This is a genomic window from Paenibacillus sp. FSL L8-0436, assembly GCF_038593025.1.
In the GTDB taxonomy this organism is placed as follows: Bacteria; Bacillota; Bacilli; order Paenibacillales; family Paenibacillaceae; genus Paenibacillus_AQ.
The window spans coordinates 5,513,845-5,529,412 of sequence record NZ_CP151955.1 but is presented as its reverse complement, the minus strand read 5'-3'; the positions used below and the strand labels follow the sequence as shown (position 1 = coordinate 5,529,412).

The window sequence follows — 15,568 nt, the reverse complement described above, 5'->3', positions numbered from 1 at the left end:
GTAAGTCTCACCGAACAACAAAAAAAGGAATAAACAGATGCAGATCCAGTATATCAATGAAATGCTCGACATACCAGAGCTACAAGTTCGTCAAATTCGGTCTATGGTGGCCGACGAACTTCATATCGAAGCCATTCCACGCAGCTATAAACAATGCTGTCCCCTGTGCAAATCCGACCAAAACGTCATTCGTAAGGGAAGTAATGGCATGCGGACGGTAAGGCATTTGCCAGTGTTTGCGAAAAAAACCTTTCTGCATGTGCCTTCCATCCGATTGTCCTGCACCACTTGCGAAGCCGGATTTGGATGGTTCTATGAATTTGTCGGACCCAAGCAGCGCTACAGCTGGCTTTTTCGTTTCCATACTTTCGAACAAGCGCTCGGATCAACGGCTGCACATAGCGCTCGTATGCAGCAATTACCTACCAGTACCGTACAACGCATGCATAACGAGGCTGTTCCGGTGGAGTGTGAACGCATCGAGAAGCACGTGTGGACCGAAGCGAAAGAAATGCCCAATCTGGTTTTAGGTGTCGATGATTTTGCCATCCGAAAAGGTCATACCTACAATACCGGTATCCATAATCTCAAAGGCGAGACCATGCTGGATCTGCTTCCGGGTCGAAAGCTAAACGACTTGCGGGCGTATGCCAACACTCATCCAGACTTCCTTCTGTTGAACCCCAAAGCGGTTGTCATGGATTTAGCACAGGCGTATCATACCTGGATCAGCGAGTGCTTTCCCCACGCGATTCGCATTGCGGATCGGTTTCATGTTCATGGTTATGTGATCGACAGTGTACAGGAGGTTCGAAAAACCGTTCAACCTACGCTATCGCCACGGGCAAGGGCTTACCTGAAAGCCCATCATCGCTTGCTTAATCCGCCTGTGGAATCGCTGGAAGAGGAGAGCCGGACGAGACTGGAGATGCTGCTAACCTTCTCCCCACTACTTCGTAGCGTCTGGGAATGGAAGGAAGCATTCTCGACCTGGTATGACTGTTCGCCGAGCTTTAGTGCTGCCAAACTGGGTTTTGAGCGTTGGTGTAAGCAAGGCGAGAAGATGGATCATCCTGCTGTTCGTAGCACCTTAAAGACGATGCGCAATTGGAACATAGAAATCGTAAACTACCATCAATGCCGATGGACAAACGCAACGGTGGAAGGTCGTCACAATCGCATTAAAGCCTTCCAGCGTCGCCATTACTTTACGCGAAATCGTAGCCGTTATAAAGCAGGCATTCTCATTGAATGTAACCGCCATCGTATGTTTCGCTAATAGTCAAGCACTGATTTTGAGATTGAGCCATTTTTTAAACATGACTACTGTGCATCAAAAATATTAATGAATTTTTGTGTAGCTGTTGACAGAGGCATTCCTTTTTTTGTAGCTATTCCCAGACTTCTTGAGGGTATCTTTTCCGCAATCACTAACTCATATAGCAGTTTGCTTTTCAATTCTTTTTGAACATAATCCTTCATAATGCAAGCAATCCCTAATCCCTTAATGGCGAATTCTACCATCAAATCCATGTTGCTAAGTTCAATTTGTGGGTCTATAGCGATTCCGTGAGAACGAAAATATTCATCAATATATTCTCGTGTACTCCCACCCTGTTGAAGGAGGATAATCGGGTAGTTTTCTGTAAGCTTTTGAATGGATAAAGATTCCTCACAAAGATGTTTATACTTTTCGCCTACGTTTAATAGCCTCGCTATTTCATGACTTGAATCATCTTTTATATACATTTTGATATTTGGGTATTCACGATTATATTGGCTGATATATTGTAATAAATCGTACTTGCATACTGCACTGCATACTGATATCCGTAATTGTCCCGCCTGCATCTGCTTCAGTTCAGAAAACTTCCGCTCGGCTGTCAGCATCAGACCGTAACCCTGCTCGATGTACTGAAACATAATTTCTCCCTCAACGGTCAGTGAAACACCTTTTGCATTTCTATAAAATAACCGCCCCCCAAGTTTCTCCTCTAATTGCTTTATGGATTGACTTATTGCGGGCTGAGAGCTAAATAACTCCTTCGCAGCTTTAGAGATACTTCCCAATTTTGCAGTCGTATAAAAAATTTTATAAAGCTCTAAATTAATAGACATATAAGAATTCAGTATACCTCTTCTCTAACCTTACAGGTTGGAATAAATGGACAGCTTCGCTCAAAAGTCGGAAGTCCAATTCTCTCCTCATTCATTAGTTTTGCTGTAGGGGCATTGGGTCTTTCTCTTGTATTTTGCTATACTTTAGCAAACGGTACCTATACATTGTCGGGTGGAAATACGATTAAGGGTGTCCGTTGGTGGATGTTAGCAGGTGGTCTATTTGGTGCGTTTTATATTTTCACAACCATACTTGCTTCTCCTAAAATCGGATTTGCCAATATGTTCAGCCTGGTAATCTGTGGTCAAATCATTCTTGCCATTATATTTGACCATTTCGGTCTTTTATGAAATGATGTTCACCTAATAAACCCTTATAGAATTGTGGGTGTAGTTTTACTTGTATTGGGCGTGTACATCATACAAAAGCATTGAATGAATTGTATCTTACATATTGGAGGGTCATCATTGGCTGGTCGGATTTGGATATATTCATTCGTATTGGCTTTTTAGCCGAAGAAACGGGTGAGGTTGCAAGAGCTATCCGGGCACTGGAAATCGGCAGAGATCGGCCTGATGAGAGCAGAGGATCATTTGAAGAAAATAAAAGCCAATTAACGGAAGAACTTGGGGATGTGCTTGGAAATCTTATTGTTCTCGCAAACAAGTATGATATTTCATTAGAGGAAATATTCCACTCCCATAAGAAAAAGCTAGCCCAAAGGTATTCCTGAGCGGGTATTTCCGCTAACCAGAATAATAGCGAATTCTGTATGCTTCAAACGGGCTGTGACAGCCGCACAGGATTCCATGCTAGAGGTCCTCATCTGAGCTATCTGTTCTTCACAAAACAGATAGCTCAAATGAGGATTTTTTTATGGTGTTACTCGTAAACAAAATCAACGTATAACATCGGCTCGTTTAATCTCCCTGCCCAACGCGAGTTCCCGCACATTACCGCTTTCTCCTATCACAGTCGATGTTATCTCTGAGCTCACATCCGACAATTCTCCCTGCCGCCTCGCACAATTTTTGACTGAATTCAACGAAATGTTCTCTCTAAAAAAATTTTGGAATTTAGTGTGATTTCCTATTATCAATGTAATGGTATATATGAGGCCGCTTTTGAGAAACTGCGAAAAGCTATAGATTCTACATATTTATTTATCCTCCAGCTTTTCATAGTAATCTGCAATGTAAAGGAGATGATTAGTGAAAACAGGAAGTATAGGATGAATACCGTCGCCGCCTCATTGAGAAAAATTTCCAGGAATCGACAATCAAGAGGACCTCAAAAGGATTAGCTTACATGTTGCGGATCAGAGTTCAGAGTAATAATACAACAATTCTAAGGAGGAATTTCTATGAAATTCGGCAAAAAATTATTTGCTAGTACTTCTGTAATTGTGGCATCTTTGGCGGTTGCAGTAACTGCGTTTGCAAATACGGACACCAAACCTGTAACCGGCTATGGTACTCTGACTGGTACCTTGTCGGCTTCGGGTTCCACTGCAAATTATTCGACTTCGGTAAGTTATAACAGTGACAAAGCCTACCTGACAATCGCCGGCTCTGCACAAAATGTAAACGGTACTACAGTTATTACGAAGTCGCAGATCAATAGTTCAAGAGGCGCGACCAGCTACAATGGATATTTGTCACCGTTAGGGTCGAACGTATATGTTGTTTATGGGACACACGGGGTGCAAGGCGGTAACACATATAGTGCGGATGCTGTTTTCACATATACACATCTCTAATCATTGATTGTTATTTGAAATAAGTTTATGCCATGCAGAATAGAACTGAGGAGATACGCTCTATCTGCATGGGCATAAACTTTTTTCTATGGAGTACATATCAATTTGAACTTATATTTGACGATTGTAAAAAACTCATTGACATCTATTTTTGACGATTGTAAAATATTGAAAAAGACAATTGTTAAAAAAGGAGCAGGATACATGAAAATGAAGAAACTTCCAGAGGCCGAGTTTGAAATTATGCGGGTGGCCTGGGCCAATGAACCACCTATTACGACAGCGACGATAATGGAACAGCTTGGTAAAGAGCGCGAGTGGAAAGCTCCAACAGTGATCTCCCTTATGCTGCGGCTGGTGGAACGAGGATTTTTACGTACGGAGAAGGAAGGCAAAGAACGCACGTACTACCCTTTGGTCGATAAAGATGTGTATCTCGCTTTGGAGACGGAGCATTTCTTGAAGCAATATCATGATGATTCATTTTTAAGCTTCGTTAACACACTTTATAACGAGAAGCGTCCGAGTGACAAGGAACTGGATGAGCTACTGAAGTGGGCGAAGGAAAGGAGGGAGTGACAATGCATAGCTTTCTCATCACTCTGCTCGAATGTTCGTTCTCTATGACGGTTATTGGGATTATCTATATGGCGGTTACGCCTCTTTTGCAAAATAGATTTACAGCAAAAGGAAGATATTACGCCTGGCTGATCATTGTTATCGGCTTTATTGTTCCGTTTCGTTTCCATCTTCCCGTCTCAATTATTTCTGTGGATACGTTATTCCCTACTCTGGGCAGTACCGGGCCTTCCAACTTTAATCCGCTAACAGCGGCAGCTTTTCCCGGAATAACCGCAACAGCATTCCCTTGGCTCAGTGTAGCTGTTGGTGTTTGGATGACAGGAGTTGTCCTATTCGTCGCCTGGCATATGGTCCGGCACAGACGTCTGTTGCGTTTGATAAAACGCTGGAATGAAAAATCCAACGACAGACAGGCATTGCGATTGTTGCAGCAGACAAAAGTTGAACTGAATGTCACCCGGCATGTAGATTTGCAGATTTGTCCCGCTATTTCGGGTCCAATGCTGGTGGGGTTAGTTCATCCTGTTATTTTGCTTCCTTCGAATCGTCTCTCGACTCAAGCCTTGCGGTTCATCCTGAAGCATGAGCTCATTCATCTCAAACGCAAGGATTTAGGCTACAAACTGCTCATTTTTACAGCTGCTGCGTTGCATTGGTTTAACCCGTTCGTCTACCGGATGGCACGGGAAATCGCTATTCAATGTGAGCTATCCTGTGATGAAGCGGTCGTTATGCACTCCGATATGAACAACCGGCAGCAATATGTAGAGACTATTATAAATGTTGTGAGGAATCAATCGATAGGACGCAGCGCGTTCTCCACCAGCTTTTCTGACAATAAACTGAGTTTAAAGAAAAGAGTGTATTCCATTATGGATACTCGCGGCAAAAAATGGGGGTTTTCCCTGCTCATCGTAATTTCTTTAGCAGCCGTTGGAACAGGCGTAGTTTTGCAACTGAATTCAGCACAGCCTGAAACAGCGTTGCCAGCGTCGTCAATACAAGCCGCAGCAAATGAGAATGTATCTAACCAGGAAGGGAGCGATCCTGAAGGTTCAGCACTTCCCTCACCCGTAGCATCTCCCGTAGCATCGCCTGTTCCTTCCTCGTCTCCAATCAAAGAGGATCACCCAGTGAATGAGTTGAAAAAAGAAGAGACAGGAGCTGTTTTAAGAGAGGGTGTTGGGGATGATGTTAAATCAAAATCCGGTTCTGCATCAAATGAGCCAGTACTAAAGAGTACAACGCAGTCTATGTTACCCGAACTCAGGGAAAGCAAAAAGTAAAATTATATTTTTACTTTGAAACCCGGTGTAGCAGCAGTCCCCATTACACAAAGGAGATGAAAATGTGAATATACGAAAGGGATGTAGACTTGTTTTATTAATGCTTATCATTTCATTAGTTCTTATTGGGTGCTCTGCGGATAAGACGCAAACCTTGAATTCAAGTCTCTCTCCTAGTGCTGAGCCTCTGAAGGCAAGTGCTCCATCCAAAAATCCATTTGAGACAGACGGAGAGAATCAAGTGATTTTAGGCAGGATGAGTCATAGGTTTGCTAATCCAAAGCTGGATCAAAGAGGACAGAGGGCTCCTATGGCGTACAATGGCGGGGAAATGAAAATAGATTATGAGGTGGCCGCCTCTGGAAAAGCCAATAATGTTGGATTTCTCATTTTTATCAATGGACAGCCGCAGCCTTACAAGTTTAATTCAACAGAGACTCCGTATGAGTATATGCACATTTTTGAGGTGCCGGATGATGATGAACACTATACTCCATTTAAGTTTGTATTCACCCCAATCACGGGAAAAAAAGGGGATCAGCTTTCAATCAACATCATCAGTGTATATAATCCTGGCTTCACTCCGGATATGAAAGAAACTTCTTCTTACGGAGGTTACCAAACGACATTGCAATTGGATGGAATCATTAGTTTTAATACGGATCCCAAGCCACTGGATGACTCCTCTATCCTGAAACAAGAAGTGTTAAGTGACGTTCGTCAGACCACGGAGCCCATTACCCAGGAATTACTGGAAAAGGCCAGCGGATTCGAAAAGGTAGACCTCAATGCATTAGATAAAAAAGTCTATAACGAGCTCCAAATAGATGGTGACGTGCGTATGGACAATTATTCAATCGAAGGAAAAGATAAAGTACATGTAACCTTCAAGTTATTCGGTCATCCCGGTGTACAATATCGAAGTACATTCTATATCAACCACCAAGCCATTAGTGCCAAGAAGGTTTCTTTTGAGACGAAGCTGACCAAAGGCAATGTATCGGTGATCGAAGCCGACATTGAAGTGGAGAAACTGGAGGATTTCAATACGTTCTATGTGGTTTCCGCTCCCCTTAACGCGAATGATTTTCCTGATGATGTGATCATTTTGGATAAAACAGCATCCGTACTGCTCTACAAGGGAAAGGAGTGATGGGAATGAAATCAAAACAAGTCGGCGCTCTTCTGCTATTGCTCGTATTTGTGATAACAGGATGCATCCGTACCGAACCTGGCAAAATAATCACGGGTCAAACCGTCAGCTCCAATCATGCAATCTCCGTTGCCTCGACCCATAGTGTGGGGAAGGCAGGGGAGCAGCCTTTATCGAACTCATCCACCGTGCAGGCTCCTGTCTCTTTGTCATTCGGACAAATAAAGGGGGATATCCGAAACATCTACTACGCGGATGAGAATAAGGCTTTTTTATCGGCAGATCAATTGGTACTGGTTGACCTGCAAACTGGACGAGCCATAGCTGAGACTGCTGGAATGGATTTCGATCAGCAATTGATGTGGGCAACCAAACGTGGATATGTAGCAGTCGGTGTGAAAATTACTACCGGCAATAGTAGCAGTGGAGGGTTAACAACGGGCGGCGAAGTCGCGTTCCGCGCTGTGTTTTATGACCAGATGCTTAAGAAACTAACAACGTTTGACTTTAGTCCTTTGCTTAAAAAGAATGAGCATATTTCATTTTTGAAGGCCATTGCAATTTCTTCTGATGGAACACAAGCGGCCTACGCTACAAATAACGGACTTTATTTGTATAACTTCAATACCAAGAAAAAAACAACTGTCATTGATTTGCAAGCAAAGGATATCGCAAAACGTTCAGGTATCGTTACTTTTGAACAAATTGGTTTTACCAATAAGGACAAGACTTTGGCTTTTAAGGCGCAGAGTTTAGAAATCCCTGTGGCACCCGGCAAGACTTCCTTCGATTCATGCGGAACGGTGGGTCTGAATGGCAGTGGCCTGGCAAATCTGACCTTTGACAACTATACCTGCAAGGAATTGACGGCATATGACCAGCAGCTGCTTCTCGCAGAGGATTTTACAATTCCCTCCGGAAGATTGCTTGTCATGGGAACTCCCGGGAGCAAAAAGAATTTTCTCAGACTGACCGAAAAAGGGGAGAGCGGATTTGTAACAGGGTCAGACAAGGGACGTTATTTTGCCACCACACTTGCGGAAAAGGGCAAAACCGGTTGGGAAATTCGGGTGTATGAGACCAGCACCGGCAAGCTGCAAGCGGAGCAACACCTATCAAGCGGCGGAGAGGCCCGTTATATGGCCAACGACCCGATTGTAAAAGTCTTCGATGATGAGAGGACCTATATTGTATTGCTGGGGGCGCGGCAGCTCGATATCAAACCGAAAATCGTGGCCAAGCGGTTTTAAAAGGAGTGATCAGCCTGTGAAGGTCACATTTAAAGGGATTTCCAAGCAATATAAGGGGAAGTTTGCCTTACAGGACTTTTCGGCAGAGATGGATAACGGGATTTATGGACTGCTCGGGACCAACGGGGCGGGAAAGACGACGCTGATCAATATTTTTGTCGGCATTTTGAAAAGTGATAAAGGTCAGATCCTGATCAATGATGTGGATGCGCGGAGCCTCGGCGTGAACTTCCTGTCCCAAATCGGCTATTTGCCGCAGTTTCCGCAATTTTACAAAAATTTCGAAGTGTTGGAATTCCTGAAATACATGTCCGTCCTGAAGGAGATCCCCAAACCGCAAGGAGAGAAACGGGCAAAAGAACTGCTGGATATTGTCAACTTAACCGGTGCCGCCGGTAAAAAAATCGGCGCTTTATCCGGCGGTATGCGCCAGCGCGTCGGCATTGCCCAAGCGATGCTCAATGATCCCGCTATTCTGATTCTTGATGAGCCGACCGCAGGACTCGATCCCCAGGAACGCATCCGTTTCCGCAATCTGATCACCAAATTCTCGGAGAAACGGATTGTTCTGCTGGCTACGCACATCGTTTCCGATATCGAATTCATCGCTAACCAGGTCATTTTGCTGAAGGACGGGCGGCTTTTAAAGCAAGATACGCCGCATGCGCTTGTGGACGGGCTGGCTGGAAAGGTGTGGAAGGTAACCGCGTCGGAGGACACACTGGACGAGAAACTGCACCGGCTCAAAATCAGCAATATGCTGCGGGAGCAGGAAGAGATTCATTTACGGGTCATAAACGATGAAAAACCGGATATCCGCGCCGTGAATGTGCAGGCCAATCTGGAGGATGTCTTCCTGTATTATTTCGGAGAGGGCGAGCAATGGTAACGTTAATCGGCTATGAATGGCGCAAGCATTTTCGCAAAGGGTCGCTTATCGCCGCGCTGCTTTTATTTACAGTGTTGAATGTCGGGAAAATTTATAGTGTGCACGAGAGTAATTCGCTGCTTGAGAACCCGGGGTGGGGGGCGTTGTATGCAGAGCAATTTCACGACTTCGGCGGAACGATTACGGATGAGAAGATCAGGAAGCTGATGGCTATTTACCAGCCACTGGCGAACCAGACCGCCGAGCTGACGACAAGCACAACCTATCGCCCTCCGGGTACACGTTTGAGCAATGTCTATACCGATTGGAACTTTTTTCGCTATTGTTTTGTGAATCCGATGAAATATGACTACGACTACAAGGCATATGCCGAGGGTGTAGTGACCAGCGCCAAGGACAACATAACGTTTTATGAAGCATTGGGCAATCATTACGATTCTCGAAAGAATGCAGCCATTGCGGAACTGTTTCAAGGACGGTCGATCACCAGCTTCGCCTATACGGAGATGTACAACTACTATGTCCAGTACGACTTCTCTGCTCTGCTGGTATTGCTAATCTGTCTCTACGGTCTCTTGAACGTTTTTTTGTCCGAGAAGGAAACGGAGATGGACACGTTGCTATTGACCACTAAAGCGGGAGGCGTTAAAACCGCTTGGGCTAAACTATTGGCCTCGGCTCTGTTTGTATGCTGTGTCTCGTTTTGGTTCTGGCTGGTTGATTTTTTCGCCTTTTCCTTCATCTTTGACTCGTGGGGCGCAGCCTCTTCTCCATTGTATGCTCTGGAGGATTTCATCCACGCTGGGCTGAATATGAACCTGGGTCAATACGCCTTGTTATCTGCGCTGGTGAAGACGGCGGGCATGCTTGTACTTGGACTGCTGTTCCTGTTGATCTCTTCCTTGTTTCGTAACGCGTTGCTCCCTTTTATTCTCAGCTTGCTTATTTCCTTCGGTTGCATGTACCAGCAAGAAGCCTTCGCGGGCTCCGGGCGTATCCTGCTCAAAATTATCAATCCGTTTGTGCTGGTTGTCAATCGTGAGCTGTTCCGGAGAGCGGAATTTGTATCTCTATTGGGCTACCCGCTGCCAAGCTATATCGCCGCCCTCTTGATTGCAGCCAGCTTGGGGATTGTCTTTCTTTACGGCCTGGCAATTTTCATGAGAAAGAATGCACTGCGCAAGGGGGATGGAAATCGTGTCAACTTGGATGTATGAGATGAAAAAAATGTTCCTCCTGCAGAAAGGCTTGTTATTCATCATTTTGTATTTTGTCTTGAGTGCGGCGGTTATGCTGGTTCTGGATAAGCCCGGGAGCCCGGACATGGAGATGAACGCTTCGCTCTATTCGCCCTATCTGAAGCAAGTGCAAGGACCGTACACTAAGGAAACCGAACATTTCTTTACGGAGGAGGCCGCCCGGATATCCGACGCCAAGGTCGCTCTGCAAAAAGCAACCGATGATTACTATGACGGGAAAATGGGGAAAGCAGCGTTTCTGTCCACGTCCGGCCCGCTGGAGGCGCTCCTGCAAAACGAGAAGGGCTTTCAGCTGATCTATGACCAATATACGTATGTCCGTGAACATCCGGCCAATCGTTATTTTCTATACACGAATGGCTGGAACGGACTGCTTGCCCATGACAGCCTGGATTTATTGTGGGTATTACTGTTGTTGCTTCTGGTAACACCGGTGTTTTGCTTCGAATATGAGAGCCGGATGGATGCACTCCTCCTTACGGTTCGCAAGGGGACCCGGTACCATGCGGTCTGCAAGATTGGACTAACGTTATCAACGGTTGCTGTGCTTTGCCTGCTGTCCACAGGCTTGCGGTATATCTTCTACCAGTTTCAATACGGTCTGGAGAACGGAGGTTACCCACTGCAAAGCCTGTCTTACTTCGCGACGTCCACCCGGGATTGCACTCTGTTTGAAGCTTTTTTGTGGGTAACGGCGGGCAAGCTGTTCGGCAGCTTGTGTTTTGCCACGCTGATTTTGTTGGTTTCAGTGTGCCTGAAAAAATATGCGGTTGCCTTGTTTTCCTGTACGGCGGTGATTCTTCTTCCCTACTATGGACTAAGTCTGGAATCGACGAAATACTTTTTGCCAGGGCCCCTGGGCTTTCTGGTATCCACCGGTTATCTGCGTGGCACAGAGTACGAGCGCAATCCGCTGAATAATCAGTTGGATGTGGTCTTTCGGGAAGTCTCTCTTGCTGTGTGGAGCGTCGTATTTGCGGTCACGCTCATCCTCTGCCTCGGTGTACTGGTTGTGATTTTGAACCGGCGTACTAATATGTGGAGCACAGGGAAGCGAAAGCGGGGAATAAGAGCGGTCAGCTTAATGCTCACTTTAGGTATGGCATTGTCCGCGATTGCCGGTTGTTCCTCTTGTGACAATACGGAAACAAGGGTTATCTTTAATTATTCCTCCAAGCAATCCTATGAAAACGAGCATTATCGCTTTTTCGTAGACGAAACGGATCTGAAGAATATTCACATTGTTTTTGAGGATAAACAAACTGGTGAAAAGCACAACTTTATCCGCAACCCTATGCCCTCCTTAACCCGAGTGGAGAATGCGTTATTTGGAAAAGGCACATATGTCTACTACATAAAATATGATTCGGACAAAGCAGGGTTCAGGGAGAATGTGAATCGATTTTCCATGATTGAGGTGGATACAACGACTTTTCGTGAACGAGTTGTCTTCGAAAAGAAGCTGAGTATGAACAAAAGTCCTCTATTGGGTCTGGCGAAGGCGAATGCTCAAGATGTGAATTTTTTTAAGAGCATGAGTGCTTTCTTTCTGGATGAGCATAGCTTGTATTTCATCGGCCAAGATGAAATTCGGCGAGTCAATCGGCTGACCGGGGATATGCAGGTTGTGCTTCGGGCTCCGGTCATGAGAAGTGTAGCGTTTGACGGCCGCATGATTTATTATGTCGATGGAAAATCCCAGGTGGTCCAGCATGACACGAAGACGGATTCCGAGACGGTAGTCCCCGACCTTATTACACAAGCCTTTGTTTTGACCGATACCGAGCTGCTTTTTTTAAACCGGAAGGACCAGCAAAAGCTTTATGCCCTGGATTTGCGAAATTCTGACCTCCACAAGCTAACAAATATGCCTGTAATGAGCTTCTATTGCGAGGGGCAATCGATCTTCTACGTGAATAAGGAGGATCAGAAGCAATACCGTCTGGATCGGAGCGAAACCGGCAGTTAGCTTCCATTTGTCTATTATTCTATGAATCCTGTACAGAAATCTTCGAGGTGACTTATGAAAAAGCTTGTTGCAGCTTTGCTCTGCATGACTTTCTTGATTTTATTCACAAACGTTGGCAATAGCCAGGCAGCATCTGATTCCACTATTCAGCTGTATCTGGATGGAAAAGTGCTAAAGACGGAGAACCCGCCCCGGGTGGTCGCGAATAGCACTATGGTTCCCCTACGGGTTGTTTCAGAGGGACTTGGAGCAAAGGTGCTTTGGAATCATACTGATCAACGAGTAACAGTGGAAAAGAACAAACTTGTGCTTCAGCTTTATATGGATAAAACAGAAGCCTTTGTGAACGGAAAGGCAGAGAAATTGGACGCTGCTCTGCTTGTTGCGGAAGGAACAACGTTAGTTCCCGTTCGTTTCGTCAGTGAGAATCTGGGATTGGAGGTAGAATGGAATAACATAACCCGATCCGTTTTCCTCACAACTATGGAGAATGTTGCTGCTGTTTCGGGGAACCCGGACGATCAAGACAATCCCATCATTGTCGCGGGAGCGTACATGAAGCCGGGAGAGGCTGTTTCTTCCAGTCCCACTGCTACTCCCGACTTCACAGCAAATCCGGCTCCTGCTCCAAGTACAGAAACACCATCCCCTACTGCTTCACCAGGCAGCGATTACCTAAACAGCGATCTGCCCGCCAACAATAAGAATCCAGAACAGGCATTATCATTCGATCCGACATGGGAAAACGGAAAGTATCAGGTCGTGATTGACGCTGGCCATGGAGGAACCGATCCCGGGTCGGCATCCGCATCAGGACGCAAGGAAAAGGAATTTACTCTTGCCTTGGTTCTGAAGATAGCCAAGATACTAGAGGATGAACCAAGTATCTTTGTACACCTGGCTAGGCAAGATGATACTTTTGTGGAACGAGCAGACCGTGCTAAATTGGCTAATGATCTCAAAGCGGATTTATTCATCTCCATTCATGGGAATAGCTTTACGGAAAACAGGTCTGTTTCGGGCACGGAAACACACTATACGCGCGAAGACAGCAAGCCACTGGCCGATGTGCTTCATCGGCGTATTATAGCAGCCACCACTTTTAAAGACCGGAATGTGCGCAAATCGAACTTTCAGGTAACAAGAGAAGCCTCAATGCCAGCCGTGCTCTGTGAAATCGGATTTTTGTCAAATCCACAGGAGGAAACGACGATGTGGGATGAACAATTTCAATTGCGGGTGGCTGAAGCTATCGTAGGGGGAATTAAAGAATATCTGCAGATACCATAGGGAGGGGGGCCAACATGCGTATTATTAAGACCGTCTTGCTGTGCGCTATTACAGGATCGCTTTTAAGTCTAATTGGTTGCGGCGGGAATTCTCCCGATTCAACCGCTTTAACCAGTATTGAATCTCCTGGGGCAGAAAAGAAAGAGGAACAGATTAAAACGTATTATGTTAACGAAGATGTAACAGAACTCATTCAAATGAAAACGACAGTTCATTATGACAAAGAGACAGACAAGTATTTGGCAGCCTTGAATGCTCTTAAGAAAAGCCCAAAAGAAGGCCTATATTCGTTATGCCCTAACACAACCTTCTTGTCTGCTCAACTTGAATCACGTCAATTGACTATTGATTTGCACTTGCCCGAAGTGGACCGGCTAGGAACTTCAGGTGAAGGCCTGTTACTGGAGGCGTTAAGCAAGGCTTTGTTCCAATTCAATGAAGTAGATACCTTTGAGGTTTTGGTCGATGGGGGAGAAGTAGATTCACTGATGGGACATTATGATCTGTCCTCACCGTTTGTACGCCAAGAATGATACAAAAAATTTTCAACTGCTTAAGAATGCGAAAATTATAGGAACAAAAATAGATCAATCGCAATGGGCTGCGTTTCTCCATTGCGATTGATTTTTAGTATAAAGGATTAGCCTGCTTCTTCAATGTAATCGACTACAATCCAGCCCCAGACGCCATGGTTGTAGCTGTATACATTTTTCCAAACATAACCGTCTGCTGTCACGTCTGTTCCACCCGTTTGAGCGTTTACAAGATCGCCGTTATAGAGCAGCCCGAGAACCGTTCCAGACAGTGAATGAGTGCTTCTGAGCCGAACCCCATCCGCAGTAACTACATAAGTGGAGCTTCTGGCGGTTGAACTTGGTTCTAACCCGGCTAGTACTTCCCTATTTTCTGTTTGCACTTGTTGGTGGGTGTTTTCACTGCTATAAATATTTTCAGCTGCAAAGGCCCCTTGAGTAAGTAATAACATGGCCGAAATCATAAACGAAAAGCTGACAAGCTTCTTAAGCATATGAAGTCCTCCTTTTATAATTTTGTGAATATTGTCACAAAGTATCTCATAAAACCTCTGGTGTCTAAGCAGCTGTTTAAGGTGACCTCAAATGAAGCATCTCTTTCCCTCCTTCTCATATAGAACATTACATTCATTAGCTTGAATCACATGTTCCTCTTAACTATTTTCATTTATAAGGTTTTTCTTAGTATCTTTTGTAACATTCTGGATGCATTCGGGAAACTATTATATAATAAGGGAAATTATATAAGAATTTACAATGATATTGGGAGACGCATCTTGTCAGTAGTCCTCCTTTGGTTCTTCCGATAAGGTATGAAGGGAGAGAGCAGCATTTGTGGGGAAGAAAAGGTAAGCAGCAAGATGATTTTTACGAAGAACTTTGTGTAAAATATTTCAAAAATATCTATGGCTATTGCACTCGTTTAACCAAAGGGCAAGTACAACTGAGTGACATTGTAGAAGAATGCACCCAAAATACTTTCCTTGAAGCCAGGAAGCAAATTGAGAGATTGCAAAACCATCCTAACGTTGAAGGATGGCTCTATGTTACCGCGAGGAACTTGGTCAGAAACAGCTATCGCAGTATGTACATAAAGAGGCGGCATGAGATCGTATTAGATGACGGAATGCAATTCTTTAGTGATGATGATGAATTTGCAGCATGCCTGGAAGATACATATGAAATAGATGAATTGAGTGAAAAAGTTTTGAGTGGTCTTAATGAAAGTGAATATCAATTGTATAACGATTATTTTAGAAATCAATTACCCGTACAAGAATTGGTCGACAAATACCATATTTCCAATACTGCCGTAACCACAAGAATCTATAGGGTCAAGAAAAAAATAACAAATAATATACGTGATTACTTTAAGGAGATGTAGTATTTTAATTTGTCTGTATAACAGTGTTAACGAGTTATATTTAAGTCTAAGTCGTCCACATAAATTTTTTATGAAATACATTGTGATCTCAACAG

15 protein-coding genes are annotated in these 15,568 nt (G+C 44.6%); 13 read left to right on the top strand and 2 right to left on the bottom strand.

The window, feature by feature from the left end:
* The first annotated feature begins 37 nt into the window (after window positions 1–37).
* Window positions 38–1,279: an ISL3 family transposase gene (locus NSS79_RS25360; protein ID WP_342436644.1), complete on the top strand. Its 1,242-nt coding sequence runs from the start codon at window positions 38–40 to the stop codon at window positions 1,277–1,279.
* A 44-nt stretch (window positions 1,280–1,323) separates the two neighbouring features.
* On the opposite strand, the gene NSS79_RS25355 is transcribed toward NSS79_RS25360, so the two are convergent.
* Window positions 1,324–2,118 (bottom strand): LysR family transcriptional regulator, encoded by a 795-nt coding sequence (locus NSS79_RS25355; RefSeq protein ID WP_342436643.1) that lies wholly within the window; start codon window positions 2,116–2,118, stop codon window positions 1,324–1,326.
* Between the two features lie 431 nt (window positions 2,119–2,549).
* Here NSS79_RS25355 and NSS79_RS25350 point away from each other — a divergent pair, with 431 nt between their 5' ends.
* The 11 genes from NSS79_RS25350 (at window position 2,550) to NSS79_RS25300 (ending at window position 14,089) form a co-directional block, all read left to right on the top strand.
* Window positions 2,550–2,852, top strand: a complete 303-nt coding sequence (locus tag NSS79_RS25350; RefSeq protein ID WP_342436642.1) for a MazG-like family protein — start codon at window positions 2,550–2,552, stop codon at window positions 2,850–2,852.
* 630 nt (window positions 2,853–3,482) lie between these two features.
* Window positions 3,483–3,878, top strand: a complete 396-nt coding sequence (locus NSS79_RS25345; protein ID WP_342436641.1) for a hypothetical protein — start codon at window positions 3,483–3,485, stop codon at window positions 3,876–3,878.
* A gap of 204 nt (window positions 3,879–4,082) precedes the next feature.
* On the top strand, window positions 4,083–4,457 hold the full coding sequence (locus NSS79_RS25340) for a BlaI/MecI/CopY family transcriptional regulator (protein WP_342436640.1): 375 nt from the start codon (window positions 4,083–4,085) through the stop codon (window positions 4,455–4,457).
* Between the two features lie 2 nt (window positions 4,458–4,459).
* Window positions 4,460–5,746: a M56 family metallopeptidase gene (locus NSS79_RS25335; protein ID WP_342436639.1), complete on the top strand. Its 1,287-nt coding sequence runs from the start codon at window positions 4,460–4,462 to the stop codon at window positions 5,744–5,746.
* A gap of 64 nt (window positions 5,747–5,810) precedes the next feature.
* The gene (locus NSS79_RS25330; protein WP_342436638.1) at window positions 5,811–6,899 is read left to right on the top strand and encodes a beta-glucanase/beta-glucan synthetase; all 1,089 of its coding nucleotides are present in this window, start codon (window positions 5,811–5,813) and stop codon (window positions 6,897–6,899) included.
* On the top strand, window positions 6,899–8,149 hold the full coding sequence (locus NSS79_RS25325) for a transcriptional regulator (protein ID WP_342436637.1): 1,251 nt from the start codon (window positions 6,899–6,901) through the stop codon (window positions 8,147–8,149). The genes NSS79_RS25330 and NSS79_RS25325 overlap by 1 nt, the downstream gene beginning before the upstream one ends.
* A gap of 16 nt (window positions 8,150–8,165) precedes the next feature.
* Window positions 8,166–9,038 (top strand): ABC transporter ATP-binding protein, encoded by an 873-nt coding sequence (locus tag NSS79_RS25320; protein WP_342436636.1) that lies wholly within the window; start codon window positions 8,166–8,168, stop codon window positions 9,036–9,038.
* Window positions 9,032–10,255 (top strand): ABC transporter permease, encoded by a 1,224-nt coding sequence (locus tag NSS79_RS25315; protein WP_342436635.1) that lies wholly within the window; start codon window positions 9,032–9,034, stop codon window positions 10,253–10,255. The genes NSS79_RS25320 and NSS79_RS25315 overlap by 7 nt, the downstream gene beginning before the upstream one ends.
* A complete protein-coding gene (locus NSS79_RS25310; RefSeq protein ID WP_342436634.1) occupies window positions 10,236–12,266 on the top strand; it encodes a DUF5050 domain-containing protein in 2,031 nt (676 codons plus the stop codon). Before NSS79_RS25315 ends, NSS79_RS25310 begins: the two co-directional genes overlap by 20 nt.
* Window positions 12,267–12,320: 54 nt before the next feature.
* A complete protein-coding gene (locus NSS79_RS25305; protein ID WP_342436633.1) occupies window positions 12,321–13,556 on the top strand; it encodes an N-acetylmuramoyl-L-alanine amidase in 1,236 nt (411 codons plus the stop codon).
* Window positions 13,557–13,570: 14 nt separating this feature from the next.
* Window positions 13,571–14,089 carry a GerMN domain-containing protein gene (locus NSS79_RS25300; protein WP_342436632.1) on the top strand — a complete coding sequence of 173 codons (519 nt, stop codon included), beginning with the start codon at window positions 13,571–13,573 and terminating at the stop codon, window positions 14,087–14,089.
* 107 nt (window positions 14,090–14,196) lie between these two features.
* Here NSS79_RS25300 and NSS79_RS25295 read toward each other — a convergent pair whose 3' ends face one another.
* A complete protein-coding gene (locus tag NSS79_RS25295; RefSeq protein WP_342436631.1) occupies window positions 14,197–14,583 on the bottom strand; it encodes an SH3 domain-containing protein in 387 nt (128 codons plus the stop codon).
* A 338-nt stretch (window positions 14,584–14,921) separates the two neighbouring features.
* Between NSS79_RS25295 and NSS79_RS25290 the strand changes: the two genes are divergently transcribed.
* Window positions 14,922–15,473 (top strand): sigma-70 family RNA polymerase sigma factor, encoded by a 552-nt coding sequence (locus NSS79_RS25290; RefSeq protein WP_340897017.1) that lies wholly within the window; start codon window positions 14,922–14,924, stop codon window positions 15,471–15,473.
* The last annotated feature ends 95 nt before the right edge of the window (window positions 15,474–15,568 follow it).